Origin of the sequence: Streptomyces sp. NPDC057963 (genome assembly GCF_042887155.1) — a bacterium.
Taxonomy (GTDB): domain Bacteria; phylum Actinomycetota; class Actinomycetes; order Streptomycetales; family Streptomycetaceae; genus Streptomyces.
The window spans coordinates 477,427-493,186 of sequence record NZ_JBHVPX010000003.1; the positions used below are offsets into that span (position 1 = coordinate 477,427).

Annotated in this window: 15 protein-coding genes; 12 read left to right on the forward strand and 3 right to left on the reverse strand. The window is 71.6% G+C overall.

The window, feature by feature from the left end; genetic code table 11:
- Positions 1-138: 138 nt before the first annotated feature.
- Positions 139-975, forward strand: a complete 837-nt coding sequence (locus ACFVT1_RS09110) for a hypothetical protein (protein ID WP_389793724.1) — start codon at positions 139-141, stop codon at positions 973-975.
- Between the two features lie 108 nt (positions 976-1,083).
- Here ACFVT1_RS09110 and ACFVT1_RS09115 read toward each other — a convergent pair whose 3' ends face one another.
- A complete protein-coding gene (locus ACFVT1_RS09115) occupies positions 1,084-2,451 on the reverse strand; it encodes a right-handed parallel beta-helix repeat-containing protein (RefSeq protein WP_389793725.1) in 1,368 nt (455 codons plus the stop codon).
- A gap of 30 nt (positions 2,452-2,481) precedes the next feature.
- Here ACFVT1_RS09115 and ACFVT1_RS09120 point away from each other — a divergent pair, with 30 nt between their 5' ends.
- Positions 2,482-3,693: a Dyp-type peroxidase gene (locus tag ACFVT1_RS09120; RefSeq protein ID WP_389793726.1), complete on the forward strand. Its 1,212-nt coding sequence runs from the start codon at positions 2,482-2,484 to the stop codon at positions 3,691-3,693.
- Positions 3,694-4,354: 661 nt separating this feature from the next.
- On the opposite strand, the gene ACFVT1_RS09125 is transcribed toward ACFVT1_RS09120, so the two are convergent.
- Positions 4,355-5,209 carry a LysR family transcriptional regulator gene (locus tag ACFVT1_RS09125; protein WP_389793727.1) on the reverse strand — a complete coding sequence of 285 codons (855 nt, stop codon included), beginning with the start codon at positions 5,207-5,209 and terminating at the stop codon, positions 4,355-4,357.
- Between the two features lie 562 nt (positions 5,210-5,771).
- Here ACFVT1_RS09125 and ACFVT1_RS09130 point away from each other — a divergent pair.
- The 10 genes from ACFVT1_RS09130 (at position 5,772) to ACFVT1_RS09175 (ending at position 14,504) form a co-directional block, all read left to right on the forward strand.
- Positions 5,772-6,554, forward strand: a complete 783-nt coding sequence (locus tag ACFVT1_RS09130; protein ID WP_389793728.1) for an alpha/beta fold hydrolase — start codon at positions 5,772-5,774, stop codon at positions 6,552-6,554.
- Positions 6,551-8,101: an amino acid adenylation domain-containing protein gene (locus tag ACFVT1_RS09135; protein ID WP_389793729.1), complete on the forward strand. Its 1,551-nt coding sequence runs from the start codon at positions 6,551-6,553 to the stop codon at positions 8,099-8,101. The genes ACFVT1_RS09130 and ACFVT1_RS09135 overlap by 4 nt, the downstream gene beginning before the upstream one ends.
- The gene (locus tag ACFVT1_RS09140; protein ID WP_389793730.1) at positions 8,098-8,361 is read left to right on the forward strand and encodes an acyl carrier protein; all 264 of its coding nucleotides are present in this window, start codon (positions 8,098-8,100) and stop codon (positions 8,359-8,361) included. The genes ACFVT1_RS09135 and ACFVT1_RS09140 overlap by 4 nt, the downstream gene beginning before the upstream one ends.
- Positions 8,358-9,518 (forward strand): acyl-CoA dehydrogenase family protein, encoded by a 1,161-nt coding sequence (locus ACFVT1_RS09145; RefSeq protein WP_389793731.1) that lies wholly within the window; start codon positions 8,358-8,360, stop codon positions 9,516-9,518. Before ACFVT1_RS09140 ends, ACFVT1_RS09145 begins: the two co-directional genes overlap by 4 nt.
- A gap of 59 nt (positions 9,519-9,577) precedes the next feature.
- Positions 9,578-10,768 carry an acyl-CoA dehydrogenase family protein gene (locus ACFVT1_RS09150; protein ID WP_389793732.1) on the forward strand — a complete coding sequence of 397 codons (1,191 nt, stop codon included), beginning with the start codon at positions 9,578-9,580 and terminating at the stop codon, positions 10,766-10,768.
- Positions 10,762-11,280 carry a flavin reductase family protein gene (locus ACFVT1_RS09155; RefSeq protein ID WP_389793733.1) on the forward strand — a complete coding sequence of 173 codons (519 nt, stop codon included), beginning with the start codon at positions 10,762-10,764 and terminating at the stop codon, positions 11,278-11,280. The genes ACFVT1_RS09150 and ACFVT1_RS09155 overlap by 7 nt, the downstream gene beginning before the upstream one ends.
- Before the next feature lie 72 nt (positions 11,281-11,352).
- Positions 11,353-11,769 carry an aspartate 1-decarboxylase gene (panD, locus tag ACFVT1_RS09160; protein WP_389793734.1) on the forward strand — a complete coding sequence of 139 codons (417 nt, stop codon included), beginning with the start codon at positions 11,353-11,355 and terminating at the stop codon, positions 11,767-11,769.
- Between the two features lie 30 nt (positions 11,770-11,799).
- A complete protein-coding gene (locus tag ACFVT1_RS09165; RefSeq protein WP_389793735.1) occupies positions 11,800-12,534 on the forward strand; it encodes an SDR family NAD(P)-dependent oxidoreductase in 735 nt (244 codons plus the stop codon).
- Between the two features lie 54 nt (positions 12,535-12,588).
- Positions 12,589-13,401, forward strand: coding sequence for a phytanoyl-CoA dioxygenase family protein (locus ACFVT1_RS09170; RefSeq protein WP_389793736.1), 813 nt, complete (start codon positions 12,589-12,591; stop codon positions 13,399-13,401).
- Positions 13,398-14,504, forward strand: a complete 1,107-nt coding sequence (locus ACFVT1_RS09175) for a zinc-binding dehydrogenase (RefSeq protein WP_389793737.1) — start codon at positions 13,398-13,400, stop codon at positions 14,502-14,504. Before ACFVT1_RS09170 ends, ACFVT1_RS09175 begins: the two co-directional genes overlap by 4 nt.
- A 219-nt stretch (positions 14,505-14,723) precedes the next feature.
- Here the strand turns inward: ACFVT1_RS09175 and ACFVT1_RS09180 are convergent, their stop codons facing one another.
- Entirely contained in the window at positions 14,724-15,689 is a 966-nt protein-coding gene (locus ACFVT1_RS09180) for a pirin family protein (RefSeq protein ID WP_389793738.1), read from the reverse strand.
- Positions 15,690-15,760: the final 71 nt, after the last annotated feature.

Here is a 15,760-nt window from a genome sequence, read left to right on the forward strand (position 1 = left end):
TGTCCGTCCCCCCCGCCCCACCACCCGGCGCGCCCGCGGGGCGGGGGGCCCGCGCGGGGGGGGTGGGGGGTGTCTCGGCCCCCGGGGGCCCCCCCCCCCCCCCGACTGTGCGACCAGCCGACGAGAGAAAGCAACTGCATGGCTCGGAAGTTGAGGACGAGCGGCCGCACGCCGCGCCGGACCCTCTGGTTCAGAACACTGATCGCGATCGCGGCGTGCGGCGCCGCAGTGGGCGGCCTGGCCGCCTACCGGACCCTCTCCCACGACACCACCGAGCGGCCGGTGACCATGGAGGAGGCGTCCAGGCTGGCGCTGTCGCGGCTGAATCTGTACCAGGCCAGTCCCGTGGCGGTGACTCTCACGGCCACCGAGGGCGGCGGCGTGGTGGTACGGGTCAAGGGGGTCGTGGACTACCGAACCCATCGGGCCGTGGGGAGTTACCACATCACCGGGGCCTCCGGATCCTCCAGCTCCTCCGGAGCCGTCGGGCCCGCCGCCGGGCAGCTCGACCACGGACTGGTCGTTTGGGACACCGGGGGCCTCGGCCTGGCCCCCGCGCCGGAGGGAGACAACAACCCGCCCTGGCAGCAGGCCGAGCACATCCCGCGCTCGGGCTGGTCCCCGCGCTCCTACACGACCGACCCTCTGGACGCCGGGCTCCAGTTGCTGATCGAGCTAGGCGCGGACCGCCCCGACAACCCGCTGTTGCTCGCACAGTCCGGGGCTCGCTGGCTGGGGCGTGATCGCATCGACGGCCGCAGCTACGACCGGTTCGCCGGGCCGCGTGCCCAGGGCGCCACGCCCAGTGCGGGGTCCGACGGCGAGCGGTCGCCGCTGACGTACTGGATCGACGGCGACGGCGGCCTGCGGCGGGTGACGATGCGGATGCCGGGCCTGGGGACCCCGGCCACGGTGGAGTTCTCCGGGCGCGAGACCGGCGCGAAGCTCCCCGAGGCGCCGTGGGTCACCGGCTGACCGCTCCGTGCCGGTGCGCCCCCGGCTTCCGCGGTTGCCGGCGGCCCTCCTCGACTCACCCTCCAGGGAGCATGGTGAACGGGGGCCGAGCCCGCCGGAGCACCGTGCTCAGCGCGAGTGCGGCACAGCGTCCGCGTCTTTCGGGAGCGGGTACGCGGCCGCGTCGACGGCCCCCGGCAGGCCGGTCGCCGGACGGCCCGGGGCCGTCGGGTCCGGCATGGACGGCTGGGCGGGCGGGGCCGGCACCTGGCTGAACGGGATGCCGGGCGGCGCCTGCACCGGCGCCGTCCGGCCGCTGGGCAGCGCCCCCCGACCGCGGGTGCCGCAGCCCGCGCGGCCCTCCAGACCGTCCGGGCTCTGGGCGGCGGGCCGATTGCCCGCGAAGCAGTTGCTGGGATCGGCTGAGGCCAGCACGAGGTCGGTGCCGTTGCCGGTGGCGCGGTTGCCCTCGACGCGATTGCCACTCGCCGGATGCCCCGGCGGGTCGGTGACGACCACCCCGGCCGCCCGGTTGCCCCGGACCAGATTGCGCTGGACGCGGTTCTCGGTGCCACCGCCGATGCCGATGCCGATGCCGAAGCCCCCGTCCGCCTGCTCGGGCGTGTCGGCGGCGTTGTTGTCGGCGACCACGTTGCCCGCGATCACCGCGCCGTGCTGCGGGGCGAGGGCCTCCAGGTCATTGGAGTTGACCGTGACGCCGACCCGGTTGCGGGCGACGCGGTTGCCCAGCACCGACAGGCCGTCCGAGGCATTGGTCAGTTCGATGCCGACCGCGTTGCGCTCCACGGTATTGCCGCGGACGACGGTGGCGCAGGGCTTGCACTGGCCGACGTAGATGCCCGAGTCTGCGTGCCCGGAGGCGTAGGAGTCCTCGATCACACCGTCGCGCGCGTCAAAGGCGTAGATGCCGTACAGGCCGTTGTTGTACGCCGTCACCCGGGTCGCGCGGAAGCCCCGGACGGGAGGGAAACGGGCGGTGTCCAGCGGGTCGTAGGCGGAGCCGCCGGCGCCGCGCTGCTGCAACCGCGCGTCGGTGACGCCGGTGAACAGCACGCCGTTGGCGAGATAGCCGTGCACGGTGAGGTTCTCGACCACCGAGCCGGCGCCGGTCACGGTGATGCCGTTGGCCAGACGCACACCTCCGTCGAAGACCACCGCGTTGCGGTCCGCTCCGCGCAGCACCACGCGGGGCTTGGTGACGCGCACGCTCTCCCGGTACACGCCCGGTCCGATCAGTACCGTCTCGCCCTCACGGGCGGCGTCCACCGCCCGCTGCACCGAGGAGAAGTCCTGCGGAACGCGCAGCACGCCCCCCGCCGGATGCCGCGCATCGGCGGACGTCGACCCCGTACCGGAACACCCGGTGGCCGCCATCGCGAGCGAGACGACCAGCACCGACAGACGCAACGCCGCCCGGAACACCGCCGCCGGGACCGGCCGACGCGCCAACAGTCCTTCTCCAAACAGGATTTGCATGGCAGTTGTTTTATCGTCTCCAATAGGCGTATGCCCACCGAACAGGGAAATGCGCAGGATTCATCCCGCCCCGCGGCAACCCGTTTCGGGCGGCGCCGGGCACTGCTCGCCGGCGGAGCCGTGCTTGCCGCCGGGGTCGGCGCGGCGGCCGACGAATTGGCGAGGGACGGCCGGACAGCCGGCCGTGCCACCAGCGGTGCCCCGCCGGCCGAGGCCGCGATTCCCTTCCACGGCGCCCGACAGGCGGGTGTCACGGCGCCCCAGCAACCGGCGACACACCTGCTCTCCTTCGACCTTCCGCAGACTTCCGCCGCCACCGACCGGAAGACTCTGCGCAGCGTCCTCGGCGCGCTGACCCGCACGCTCGCCACCGCGGCCTCCGACGCCCCTCCGGACCCGCGACTCCAGGACGGGAGCGCGACCCGGCTCACCTCCCTGGTCGGCATCGGTCCCGCCCTCGCCGCCCGCCTCGGCCTCAACGTCCCCGCTTCGCTTGGCGAGTTGCCGCTCTTCCCCGGCGACCGCCTCGACCCGCACCGCAGCAACGGCGATCTTCTGGTCCAACTGTGCGCAGCCGACCGCTGGACCCTCACCGTCGTCGCCGAACTCGTCGGCACGGCCGCGCACGCCGCCGGCGCCGTACCGCGCTGGACCCAGTCCGGCTTCCTGCCCCACACGGCCCCGGGGACCACCCCGCGCAACTTGTTCGGCTCCAAGGACGGCACCGCCAACCCCGATCACGCGGCGGCCCAGCAGTGGGTCTGGGGCCCACCCGGAGCCCACCGGGACGGCACCGTTCTGGTCTACCGAAGGATCCACATGGACGTCACCGGCTTCGCGGCCCTCCCCGAGGGCCGGCGCGACCGGGTGATGGGCCGCCGCGCCCGCGACGGCGTCGCGCTCAGCGGCACCGCCGAGCACGACGAGCCGGACATCTACGCGAAGAACCCCGACGGTTCCTACGTCATCCCGGCCACCGCCCACGTGCGTCTCGCCAGCCCCCGCTTCGACGGCGGCGCCCGCATGCTCCGCCGCAGTTACAGCTACGACGACGGCCCGACCGACCGCGGTCTTCTCTTCTGCGCCTTCATGCGCGACCCCGCCCAGTTCACCCGCGTCCAGAACCGCCTGGCCGCCCGCGACGCCCTCACCCCGTTCCTCCAACACCGGGCCTCGGCCGTGGCCTATGTCCTGCCCGGCACCGCACCCGCCGGGACTCTCGGCGGACAGCTCTGGGCCTGAAGTTGTCCACCCGGGGGAACCGACCTGTGCTGATGCGCCAGGACGTGAGACGTCACCGAGTCCGGTACCGAGCCCTTCGCGAGCCGAAGCGCAGGAATCCCCCACGCCTTGACCGGGGCATGCGCGGCGCACGGGCGCCGGTGACCCACGGGTGCAGGAGTGCGGTCGCCGCGCACGGCCGGACGCAGGCGTACGGGAGCAGACATCGTCCCCGCCAAGGTGTCCGGGCGGGCCCATGCGCTCGCGCGTGAGAGGAACCCTGCCAGCCGAACCGAGCACGCCCGCCTGCCCTGAGCGGGCCGCAGCGCAGCGTGCTGACGGACAGCCATGCGAGCTTCCTTCACGGTGAGGCGCTGCGGAAATCGGTGGCCGTCCACGGGGAGACGGTCTCGGTCGTTGTCGCGACGGAAGCGCGGGAGCGACTGGCGACCACCGGGTGACGAGGTGACGAGGTGACGCGGCGGTGCCGGCCGGTGAACGCACACCCCCAGCATGCAGGAGACAGGCAGGCCGACGTTCTGATCGCCACGGTGCAGGCCACGTTGGACAAGCAGTGTGCACAGTCGCACGGGGAGGCTCAGCGGAACGTCTGCGCGCATTCGCGGGGAGCATGGAGCCGGTGCGATCAGGGCCTGGACCGGTGGCGCGCGGCCGACACCTGCTACGTCTGAAGCTCGTCGGCCACCCGCCAGGCGTGGTCGGCGAAGCGCGCGGCCTGCGGGTGGGCACCGTGCGAGAGGTGGGCGAGATATGCGGGCACCCTGGGTGCGCCGGTCAGCGGGACGAGGCGGACGAAGGGATGGGTGTAGCGGCGGGCGACGGAGACCGGCGCGGTACCCACGCCGAGGCCGACAGCCACCTGCTCCAGCCATTCGTCGCAGTTTCGACATTCGGCACCGACCGTCGGCCGGCTGTCGGCGGGCCACATCTCGGGGAAGGTCGTGCCGCTGACGGTGTTGATGACCAACGGCAGGTCGGCGAGCTCCGCCCAGTCCAGTTCCGTGCGATCGGCCAGCCGCCAGCTCGCGGGGACGGCCGCGATGCGGGACTCCTCGTAGAGGAGAACGCCGCGCAGTCCCTTCGGGAGAGGCGCGCCGCGCAGCAGGCCCAGATGCACCTGGCCGGTGTCAAGTCCGGCCTGGGGGGTGTCGCAGCGGGTGAATTCGACTCCGACCCCGGTGGCCTCCCCGAACCGCGCAGCGACCCGCGACAGCCCCTCGGGCAGTCCCCAGCTGAACCCGATGCGCAGTTTCTCCCCTTCCTGCACATTCTTGAGTGCCGATTCGAGTTGGCGCAGCAGTGGGGCGACAGTCCCCAAGAGCGTCGTTCCCTTGTCGGTGAGCTCGGTTCTGCGGGTGGTGCGTTCGAAGAGCCGTACGCCCAGGTACTTCTCCAGGGTTCTGATGTTGCGGGTCAGGGTCGGCTGGGCCAGATGCAGGCGGCGTCCTGCAGCCGTGAAGCCGCCCTCCTCGGCTACGGCCAGAAAGCATCGCAAGTGGCGTAGGTCGATATTCATTCTGCGAGCGTATAGGCCGTCCAGCAATGTCATTTCTCTCACCTCGACAATATGTCTAGTCTTCTTCGTGTCGCCGAACGGGCAGGTGCCCAAGAAGCGTCACGGGCCTGGCATCGGGCGCCACTGATGTGCAGTCATGCTTTCAACGGGGGTACGTCGTGCAGGAATATTGGTGCGCGCCACCAACTGGAATGGCGCAAAATCAACCAACGGAAAAGCGAAGGATTAGTGACCGGCGGGGCCGCTCGGCGGCCACCCGCGCCCGAAGTCACCACTTCGCGGCCCCTGCGGATGCCTCGTAGGCCCGTTGACGCCCGCACCGCCCGACGGCATGGGTGCGGCACAGGCGATTCGACGTAACGCGGCACACCGCTCCTGCGTCGCTGCGCTGTCGCCGACTTTCGCCCTGTTGAAGGTTACTTTCTCAACTATTTCCGCACTCTTCCCACTCCCGCTGTCCGGCTTTACGCCGCCAGCTGCGACAGATCGGTGTGGGCTACATCTTACCGAGTTTTCCGGAATGTCCATTCTGCTGTCGTAAATCACCGAGAAGGATATCGATGTGCCGGTAATTGATACGTGCAACGGTCCCCTTGAACACGTCGTCATCGACGGTGCCCCGGACCTGGCACCCCTGGTCTTCCTGCACGGCGGACTCGGCTGCATCGCCGCCTGGGGCCGCTTTCCCGCCCGCCTTGCCGCCGCCACCGGACGCCGCGCCCTGGTCTACTCCCGCCACGGCCACGGCGGCAGCGGCCCCGACCCGCTGCCCCGCACTCCCCGCTACATGCACGAGCACGCCCAGGGCCTGCTGCCCGCGCTGCTCGACGCGCTCGGCATGCACCGTCCCGTCCTGGTCGGCCACAGCGACGGCGCCTCCATGGCGCTGCTGCACGCCTCGGTGCGTCCCGTCGCAGCCGTCGTCGGGATGGGCCCGCACATGTACTTCGAGGAGGAGAACCGCGTCGGCATCGAGGCCGCCCGCGCTTCCTACGAGGCCGGCCCGCTCGCCAAGAAGCTGGCCCTGGTGCACGACGACCCCCGGGGTGTCTTCGAGCGGTGGAGCGGGGTCTGGCTCTCACCCGGCTTCCGCAGCTGGTCCATCGAGGACGATCTCGACGTCACCGCGCCGGTGCTGATGGTCCAGGGCGACGTGGACGAGTACGGCTCCCTCGGCCAGGTCGACGCCGTCGAACGCACGGTCCGCGGCCCCTTCCAGCGCCTGGTGCCCGAGGGCTGCGACCACTACCCCCATCTGGCCTGCCCCGACCTCGTCATCGACACCACCCGGGACTTCCTCGACACACACCTCGCGAACACCCCCACCGTGGAGGCCGCCCGATGACCACGGAGCACCCCGCACGTCTCGACGCCCTCCTGGCCCGCTCCGCACGGACCCACCCCGACCGCACCGCACTGGAGGGCGCCGGTGAAAGCTGGACGTACGCCCGACTCGACCGCGCCGTCGACGTGTTGGCCGCCCGCCTGACCGCCACCGGTGTTGCACCGGGCGACCGGGTCGGCGTCTACGCCCCCAAGACCCCGGCCACCGTCATCGCCCTGTACGCGGCGCTTCGGGCCGGTGCGGTGGCGGCGCCCCTCGACACCGCCGACCCCCCGGAACGCACCGCCCGCATGATCCGCAACGCGGGCCTGTCCCTGCTGCTGGCCGGCGACCGCGCCCTGGCCGGGGCCCACCGTGCCGCCGCCCGCGTCCGCGACGGCGCATCGACCGACGAGGGCGCCCTCGACCACGGCCTGCACTGGCTGCGCGTGCTCGCCCCCGAGGAGCGGCCGGCGCCCACCGACCACGGCGGCTACATCCTCTTCACCTCCGGCAGCACCGGCTGGCCCAAGGGCGTCCTGCTCTCGCACGAGAACGTTGCCCACTACGCCCAATGGGCCGCCCACGAGTTCGGCCTCACCCCGGACGACCGGATCGGCTCCCAGGCCGCCCTCACCTTCGACCTGACCACCTTCGACCTGTTCAGCGCCGCTGCCGCCGGCGCCTGCACTGTCCTGATGCCGGACCTGCTGCGGGCCTTCCCGCGCGATGTCGTCGGCTGGCTGACCGAGCAGCGCATCACCCACTTCATCGCCGTACCCTCCCTCTATCACGGCATGCTCCAGCAGGGCGGCATCGCCGACGCCCGGCCGCCCGCCCTGCGCCTCGCGGCCTTCGGCGGGGAGGCCTTCGCCCCGGAACTCCTCGAGCGGTACCTGCGGCTCCTTGACGGGGTGGCCTTCTACAACCTGTACGGGCCCACCGAGACCAACGCCTGCACCTACTACCGGGTGCCGGCCGACTGGACCGCCGACCAGGAACTGACCATCGGCCGCGGCATCGGCGACGTACACATCGAGGTGCTCGACGAGGACGGCCGGCCCACCGACGGCGAAGGCGAGATCCACATCGCCGGACCCACCGTCTTCCAGGGCTATCTGCGCGGCGGCGAACCGAGCGATCCCACCCGCACCATCACCTTCCGCGACGGAGTGGCCCGCCGCGCCTACGCCAGCGGCGACCTCGGCCGGATCACCCCCGACGGCCGGGTCTTCCTGCGCGGCCGGCGCGACTCCCAGGTCAAACGGCGCGGCCACCGCATCGACCTGCTCGACGTGGAGAGCGCCGTCCTCGGCCTGCCGCAGGTCGCCACCGCCGCCGTCGTCGCCAAGAACGGTCCGCACACCGGCCAGATCTGGGCCTACGTACGCACGGACGCCACCGAACGGGACGTGCTGGCCGCACTGCGCGACGTGCTGCCCCAACGGATGCTGCCCGACCGGATCGTCCCGGTCGCCACGCTGCCCACCACCACCAGCGGAAAGATCGACCGCCGCGCCCTGAGCGACGCCGCCGGCCCCGCACACCTGGAGGAGATCCCCGCATGAACAGCGTCGAAGAACTCTGCACCCTCATCGGCAGTTGCATCACCTGGGGCCGCGGCGAGGACCCGCAGTCCCTGAACGCCGACACTCCGCTGCTTGAGATGGGCCTGGTCGACTCGCTGGCGATCATGGAAATCGTCACGGCGCTCGACAAGGGAGCCGGCATCACCCTGCCCGACACCGAAATCGTCGCCGCCAACTTCCGCACCCCCAAGGCCCTGTGGGCCGCCATCGGGAACCTGACCGGCGAGGTCGGCGAGTGAGCGCCGTGACCCTCGCGGCGCTGCGCACCGGCACCCCGGAGACCGAGCGGCTCGTCGACACCTACCGGGACCTGGCCGCACCGGCCCTGGAACAGGTCGCCGCCAAGGACTTCACTGCGCAATGGCGGGCCATGGCCGACCTCGGCGTCCTGCGGCTTGCCGCACCGGGCACGGAGGGGCCCGGCCCCGTCACCCGCTCGCTCGCCATGATCGAGGGCATCGGTCTGGCCGGCGTCGACCCGGGCCTGTGCTACGCGCTGGCCTCACAAATCTTCGGGATGCAGTTCCCCCTGCGGGCCTCCCTCGACGCCGAGGCCTGGCGCGCGGTCGCCGACGTCCAGGACGGCCGGGTGCTGCTGTGCCACGCGCTGACGGAACGCGGCGGCGGCAGCGACCCGTTCTCCATGGAGACCCGCGCCCGGCGCGACGGTGACGGCTTCGTCCTCGACGGCGCCAAGACATTCATCACCGCCGCCCCTGTCGCCGACCGGGCGATCGTCTTCGCCCGCACCGCCGAGGGACGCTCCCCGTTCGCGCTGTCCGCGTTCCTCCTCCCGCTCGACCTGCCGGGGGTCCGCCGCGGCGAGACCTTCACCAAGACCGCGCTGCCCACCGTGCCGATGGGGGAACTCCTCTTCGACGGCGCCCGGTTGCCGACGGGCGCGCTGCTCGGAGAGGAGGGCTCCGGCCTTGCGGTGATGGCCTCCACCACCGCCTGGGAGCGGTCCGTCATCCTCAGCTACGCCCTCGGCCCGATGCACCGCTCCCTGGCCCGTACCGTCGCATGGGCCAGGGAGCGCGACCACTTCGGCCGCCGCATGGGCGCGAGCCACCAAGTCGCCGCCCGCATCAGCGACATGGCACTGGCACTGCACCGCTCCCGCGTCCAGCTCTACGCGATGGCCGCCCGACTCGACGGCGGTACGCCCGCCCGGCAGCTGGCCACCGAGGCCGCCCTCACCAAGATCTCCGTCTCCGAGGACTACGTACGCCTGACCGAGCAGGCCGCCGCGCTGTCCGGCGTCCGGGCCTTCCTCCCCGACTTCGACCTGGCCGCCGACCTGGCAAGCCCCATGGCGGCCCTCACCTACGCCGGCCCCAACGACCTGCTGCGCGTGGGCATCGCACGTCAACTCGGCCTACCGGTCGAGAACTGACTGTTCGAGCGCCGCCTGATCGAGCGCAGACCGGCCGAGAACCGACCCGAAGGACATAGATGACGCTGCCCAACGAACTCGACGACCTCCTCAAACTCGCCGCGGAGACCGGCACCGCGCTCGCCCCACTCGCCGTCGACGTAGACGCCGGGCGCACCGACGGCCACGAGGCCTACCGCATCCTGCGCGACTCCGGCCTGCTCGCACTGCTCGTCCCCCAGAAGGCGGGGGGCGCCGGCCTCGGCTTCGGGGACTACTGGCGGGTGCTGGCCGAACTCGGCGCGCACAACGGCGCCGCCGCCCTGGGCTTCAACATGCACCACGTAGTCATCGGCGCGCTCGCCGACGCCGCCGGCACCCGGCTGCCCCCGGCCGCCGAGACGTTCCGCTCATGGATGCTGGACGAGGTCGTGAACGGGCGCAAGCTGTTCGCCTCTGCCACCTCCGAGGCCGGCCGCGGCGCCAAACTCCGCGGCCTGCAGACACGCTACCGCCTCTCCGACGACGGCACGCACTACGTCCTGAGCGGAAGGAAGTCCTTCGTCTCGCTCGCCGGCGTCGCCGATTACTACGTCATTGCGGCAGCTGCCGCCGACGGCACCGAGGACACCCGTGAGGTCTCGCACTTCGTCGTCGCCGCCGATGACCCCGGCGTCGGCTTCGGCCCCGTCCACCACATGTCTGCGATGTACGGCACCAGCACCGCCGCCATGACCCTGGACGAGGTACCGGTGCCCCGCTCCCGCCTCTACCTCGGCGTCGAGGGCATGTCCCTGTTCAAGGTCGTCCGCGAACCACACTGGATGGTCGCTGGTTACACCGGCGCCTACCTCGGCATCGCCGAAGCCCTCTTCCGGCACACCGTCGACCATGTCACCGCGGCCCCTGGCTCCGCCGACTCGTCCGTCGTGCACCTGGAACTCGGCCGGATGTCCGCCCGGCTGCGGGCCGCCCGCGCCCTGGTCCACGAGGCCGGTGACCTCGTCACCGCCCAACGCGGCAGCCTGGAGGCCAACGCCATGGTCCACGCCGCCAAGTACGTCGTCGGCGAGGTCGGCCCGCAGCTCGCCCAGGACGCTGTGCGGCTGTGCGGCTCCGTCGCCGTCCGCCGCGGCCACCCCCTGGAGCGACTCGTCCGCGAGGCGTCGTTCGCGCACGTGATGCCGGCCAAGCCGCAGGAGTGCCTGGAGTACCTGGGCAAGGCTGCCGTCGGCGTCAATCTGTACGACGCCCGGGCCTTCGCATGGTGACCCCCGTCCAGGCGGATCCCACGGTCACCCGCGACGCCTTCCGGGCCCTGATGAGCTCCCACCCCAGCGGCGTCGCCGTCGTCGCCACCGCCGACGCGCAGGACACTCCGTACGGCTTCACCTGCACCGCCCTGTGCTCGCTCTCCCTCGACCCGCCGCAGCTCCTGGTGTGCGCGGCCGACAGCGGCAGCACCCTGCCGGTCCTCGCCGCCCGCGGCGCCTTCACCGTCAACCTGCTGCACAGCGCCGGGCGCCGCGCCGCCGAGGCGTTCGCCGGTCCTGCCGCCGAACGGTTCAGCGCCGTCCCCTGGCGGCCCGCACCTGTCACCGGCCTTCCGGTACTGCCGCAGGACGCCCACGCCACCGCCGAGTGCCGCGTCACCCGGCTCATCCCCGCCGACGACCACACCATCGTCATCGGCGAGGTGCTGCACACCGAGACGCACACCCCGGCCACCGACACGGCGCCGCTGCTGTACGGCATGCGCCGCTACGCCACCTGGCCGGTCTGACCCGGACCGCGTACCACCGGACGGCCCGACCTGCGGCCGCGCCGGCATCGACCCACCACACGTGAGGCCCCCATGTACCGCACCCTGATGAAGTCGAAGATCCACCGTGCCACCGTCACCCAGGCCGACCTGCACTACGTCGGCTCGCTGACCATCGACTCCGACCTGATGAAGGCCGCCGACCTGCTGCCCGGCGAGAAGGTCGACATCGTGGACATCGAGAACGGCTCCCGGCTTTCCACGTACGTCATCGAGGGCCCGGCCGGATCCGGCGTCATCGGCATCAACGGGGCAGCGGCCCGGCTCATCAGCCCCGGCGACCGCGTCATCATCATCGCCTACGCCGCCATGACGGACGCCGAGATCGCCTCCTTCGTCCCGCACGTCGTCTTCGTGGACGAGCACAACGCGATCACCGACCTCGGTGGCGACCCGGCCGCGGCGCCCGAGGACTCCGGGCTCAAGCGCGGCGACCTCGTCGCCAATTGACCACCACCGCACGCCACTTCGGGGAGCGCCATGACGACATCCGTGGTCAGCGGCGGCACCCGCGGCATCGGACGGGCACTGAGCCTGCGGCTCGCCGCCCTCGGCCACCGGGTGATCGCCCTCTACCGCGGCGACGACCTCGCCGCACAGGAGACCGAGAAGGCCGGTGAGGGTCGGATCGAGACACTGCGCTGCGACCTCACCCGGCCCGACGAGATCCAGGCGGTCTGCGCCCGGATCACCGGCGAGTACGGCGCACCCACCGCGCTGGTCAACAACGCCGGCGTCAACCGCGACCGGCCGTTCCTGTCGATGACCGCCGAGGAGTGGGACACGGTGCTCGCCACCAACCTCTCCGGCCCCTTCCACCTCAGCCGGGCCCTGGCGCCCGCGATGGTCGAGGCCGGCGGCGGCAGCATCGTCAACATCTCATCCACCACGGCAATCCGGCCCCGTACGAACGGCGCCAACTACTGCGCCAGCAAGGCGGGCCTGCTCCAGCTCACCAAGTGCCTGGCCCTCGAACTGGCCCCGCACATCAGGGTAAACGCCCTGCTGCCCGGATTCACCGACACCGACGAGGTCGTCGAGCGCTACCGCCTCGACGACCCGGAACGGCTGGCCACCGTCCGGGACTCCATCCCCGGCCGCCGACTCGGCACCGCCGAGGACATGGCCGATGCCCTCGAGTTCCTGGTGACCGCGCGCAGCAGCTACATCACTGGACAGCAACTCGTCGTCGACGGTGGCCACTTCATGGGATGACCCCTACCCGGCCCACCGCCCCGACGGCCCCCTCATTCTCAGGAGAAGAAGCACATGCGGCTGACCCGTCAACAGGTCGACCAGTACCACGACCGCGGATTCCTGATGCTGGAATCCCTGCTCGACCCGCAGGAGGTGAACACGCTACGGAAGGCCCTGGAACGCGACACCAAGATCCCCGGCCCGCAGGTGGTGACCGAGGGCGGCGGCCCGGAGGTCCGCGCGGTCTACTCATCGCACCAGCGCCAGCCCGAATACGCCGGCCTGATCCGCGATCCGCGTATCCTGCCGCCCGTCCAGCAGCTGCTCACCGACAACGTGTACGTCTACCAGTTCAAGATCAACGCCAAGCCGGCGTTCGGCGGCGACAAGTGGGCCTGGCACCAGGACTACCTCGCCTGGCGCCTCGCCGACGGACTCCCCGCTCCCCTTCAGATCAACATCGGGATGTTCCTCGACGATGTCACCGAGTTCAACGGCCCGGTCATATTCCTGCCCGGCTCGCACCGCAGCGGACTCGTCCGCGAGGGCCGCTCGGCCACCGTCACGTCCGATCAGCACCTCGACCCCGACGACATCTCGCTGACTCCGCAGCAGCTCGCCGAGCTCGTCGACCGGCACGGCATGACCAGCCCCAAGGGTCCGGCCGGCTCCGTCGTTCTGTTCTCCCCGCAGATCGTGCACGGTTCGGCACCCAATATGTCGCCGTTCGCCCGCCGCCTCCTCATCGCCACCTACAACGACGCCGCCAACCTGCCGCGACCCGAGGGCGCACCCCGCCCGGACTACGTCGTGTGCCGCGACACCGAGCCACTGCGCCCGCTGGAGGCACCGTTCTCCGAGGTGCTGAGGACGGTGTCGGCATGACGGCCCGCACCGGACGCGCCGTCGTCCTGGAGGAGTTCAACGCACCGCTGCGGCTCCGGGAGTTCCCGCTGCCCCAGGCCCCCGACGGCGGCATGATCGTCGCTTGCGGCTACGGCGGAATCTGCGGCACCGACCTGCACCTGCAACAGGGGCACCTGGACATCCCTGTCCCGCTCACCCTCGGTCACGAAGGGCTCGGTGTCGTAGGGGAGTTGGGCGCCGGAACCCACCACGACGCCACCGGGGAGCCGCTCGCCACCGGCGACACCGTGATGTGGGCCTCCTCCATCGCCTGCGGCGTCTGCCCGCCCTGCAGACTGCACCGCGAACCGACCCTGTGCGAGCGGCGCCGCACCTACGGCGTCAACCGCGCTCTCGCCGACGGCCCGGAACTCTCCGGAGCCTGGGCCGACCGCATCGTGCTGCAGCCCGGCACCACCGTGATCAAGGTCCCCGACGGCACCGACCCGCTCGCCGCCATGTCGCTGGCCTGCGCAGGACCCACCGTGGCACACGCGTTGTACGAGCGGCGGCCGGTACGGCTGGGCGAGACCGTCGTGGTGCAGGGCAGCGGCCCGGTCGGCCTCGCGGCGGCCGCGTTCGCGCAACTCGCCGGCGCCGCCAAGGTCATCGTCGTCGGCGGCCCGGCGGGCCGCCTGGACCGGGCCGCCTCGGCAGGCATCGGTGACGTTCACCTGGACATCGCCGGCGCCGCCGACCCCGAGGAGGTCCTGCGGCAGGTACGGGCCGCCACCGGCGGGGGCGGCGCCGATCTGGTGATCGAGTGTGCCGGGGTACCGGTCGCCGTCGGCCAGGGCCTCACCCTCGCCCGCCGGGGCGGCAGCTACCTGATCATCGGCCAGTACACGGACGCCGGGGACACCCTGATCAACCCGCACCAGATCGTCCACCGGCAGCTCGACGTCGTCGGCTCCTGGGCCTTCACCGGCGCCCATCTCGTCGAATACGTCCGCCTGCTGCCGGCCCTCACCGCCCGCTTCGACCTGGCGAGCCTGGTCACGCCGTTCCCGCTGGAGCGGTACGCCGATGCGCTCACCGCGGTCGCCGACGGGTCGGCGATGAAGGCGGTGCTCACGTCCTGACACCTCGCCTCCCGATACCCGCCTCCTGACGCACCGGCCCTGGCGGTGCGCCGGTGACGGTGAAGGTGGCGGCCCGACAGCAGCCCACCGGCGCGGTCGGGCCGCCACCACGATTCGGCGGGGGTCCCGAAAAGCGGCGCGGGACCGATGTCCGCTTCACGCATGGGACGGAGTTGCCGCGACCAGGGGCGTGCTGGATTCCGACCACGTCAATGCAGCTCAGCGCACCCTTCCCCGTGGTTTTAGCGCCACAGGCGGCAGCTCGGGAGCGGCCAGCCGGCCTCCGTCGTAGCCATGCACTTCCCCGAACCGGGCGCCGACCGCCCAGTCCGAACGCGCCTGTGCGATTTCCTCGTGGGACCGCCCGATGAAGTTCCACCACATCACGATTTCCTCCTCGAAGGGCTCGCCGCCGAGGAGCATGAGGCCCGCGTCGGTGTCCGCGCGCAAGGGGAGTTCGGCTCGGCCGCAGCCGAGGTAGAGCATGGAGCCGGGCAGTACGGGAACGCCGTCGACCTCGGCCCGGCCGGACATCGAGAGCACCGCGTACTCGAAATCCGGGTCCAGCGGCAGACGGGCCTCGGCTCCGGCGTCGAGGGACAGGTCGGCGCCGACGATCGGGGTGTATGCGGTGCCGGGCGAGGTGGCGCCGTCGAGTTCGCCCAGGATCAGCGTGGCGGTGAGGCCGGGGGCGGTGACGGTCGGCAGTTCGGTGTGGTGCTGGAAGTGCGGCTCGACGTGGCGGTGGGCATCCGGCAGCGCCACCCACAGCTGCGCGCCGTGCAGAAACCTCGCGTGGGACTTCGGGCTCTCCTCGGAGTGGCTGATGGCCCGGCCGGAGGTCATCAGCCCCAGCTCGCGCGGGCGGATCGTCCGGAGGCTGCCGAGGCTGTCCCGGTGCAGGACCTCGCCGTCGTGCAGCCAGCTGACCGTCTGGAGACCCATGTGGGGGTGGGGCGGCACTTGCATCCCGGGTTCGCCGGCGATGTCGTCGGGGCCGTAATGGTCGACAAAGGCCCATGCACCGACCATCCGGCGGCCCAGATTGGGCAGCAGTCTGCGGACCTCGGTGGACTCACCCAGTTGGACATGACGCGGGGTGAGTAGTTCACGTACGGGCTCGGCGACGACGAAGCCCCGTCCTCCGCAGACGGAGAGTGCGGCCTGGCGATCGAGATTGCTCATGGCGCTCAACCTATTCCCGTGCGGGCCCGGGGTGCCGGTACCCACGCCGATAAAGTAGTGGAATATTCAAC

Excerpts from the sequence above, each read along its gene's own strand:
- ACFVT1_RS09140 (WP_389793730.1), top strand. The coding sequence starts at position 8,098 with ATGAACAGCGTCGAAGAACTCTGCACCCTCATCGGCAGTTGCATCACC.
- ACFVT1_RS09125 (WP_389793727.1), bottom strand. The coding sequence starts at position 5,209 with ATGAATATCGACCTACGCCACTTGCGATGCTTTCTGGCCGTAGCCGAG.
- ACFVT1_RS09165 (WP_389793735.1), top strand. The coding sequence starts at position 11,800 with ATGACGACATCCGTGGTCAGCGGCGGCACCCGCGGCATCGGACGGGCA.
- ACFVT1_RS09135 (WP_389793729.1), top strand. The coding sequence starts at position 6,551 with ATGACCACGGAGCACCCCGCACGTCTCGACGCCCTCCTGGCCCGCTCC.
- ACFVT1_RS09180 (WP_389793738.1), bottom strand. The coding sequence starts at position 15,689 with ATGAGCAATCTCGATCGCCAGGCCGCACTCTCCGTCTGCGGAGGACGG.
- ACFVT1_RS09150 (WP_389793732.1), top strand. The coding sequence starts at position 9,578 with ATGACGCTGCCCAACGAACTCGACGACCTCCTCAAACTCGCCGCGGAG.
- ACFVT1_RS09115 (WP_389793725.1), bottom strand. The coding sequence starts at position 2,451 with ATGCAAATCCTGTTTGGAGAAGGACTGTTGGCGCGTCGGCCGGTCCCG.
- ACFVT1_RS09120 (WP_389793726.1), top strand. The coding sequence starts at position 2,482 with ATGCCCACCGAACAGGGAAATGCGCAGGATTCATCCCGCCCCGCGGCA.
- ACFVT1_RS09170 (WP_389793736.1), top strand. The coding sequence starts at position 12,589 with ATGCGGCTGACCCGTCAACAGGTCGACCAGTACCACGACCGCGGATTC.
- ACFVT1_RS09175 (WP_389793737.1), top strand. The coding sequence starts at position 13,398 with ATGACGGCCCGCACCGGACGCGCCGTCGTCCTGGAGGAGTTCAACGCA.
- ACFVT1_RS09110 (WP_389793724.1), top strand. The coding sequence starts at position 139 with ATGGCTCGGAAGTTGAGGACGAGCGGCCGCACGCCGCGCCGGACCCTC.
- ACFVT1_RS09155 (WP_389793733.1), top strand. The coding sequence starts at position 10,762 with ATGGTGACCCCCGTCCAGGCGGATCCCACGGTCACCCGCGACGCCTTC.
- panD (WP_389793734.1), top strand. The coding sequence starts at position 11,353 with ATGTACCGCACCCTGATGAAGTCGAAGATCCACCGTGCCACCGTCACC.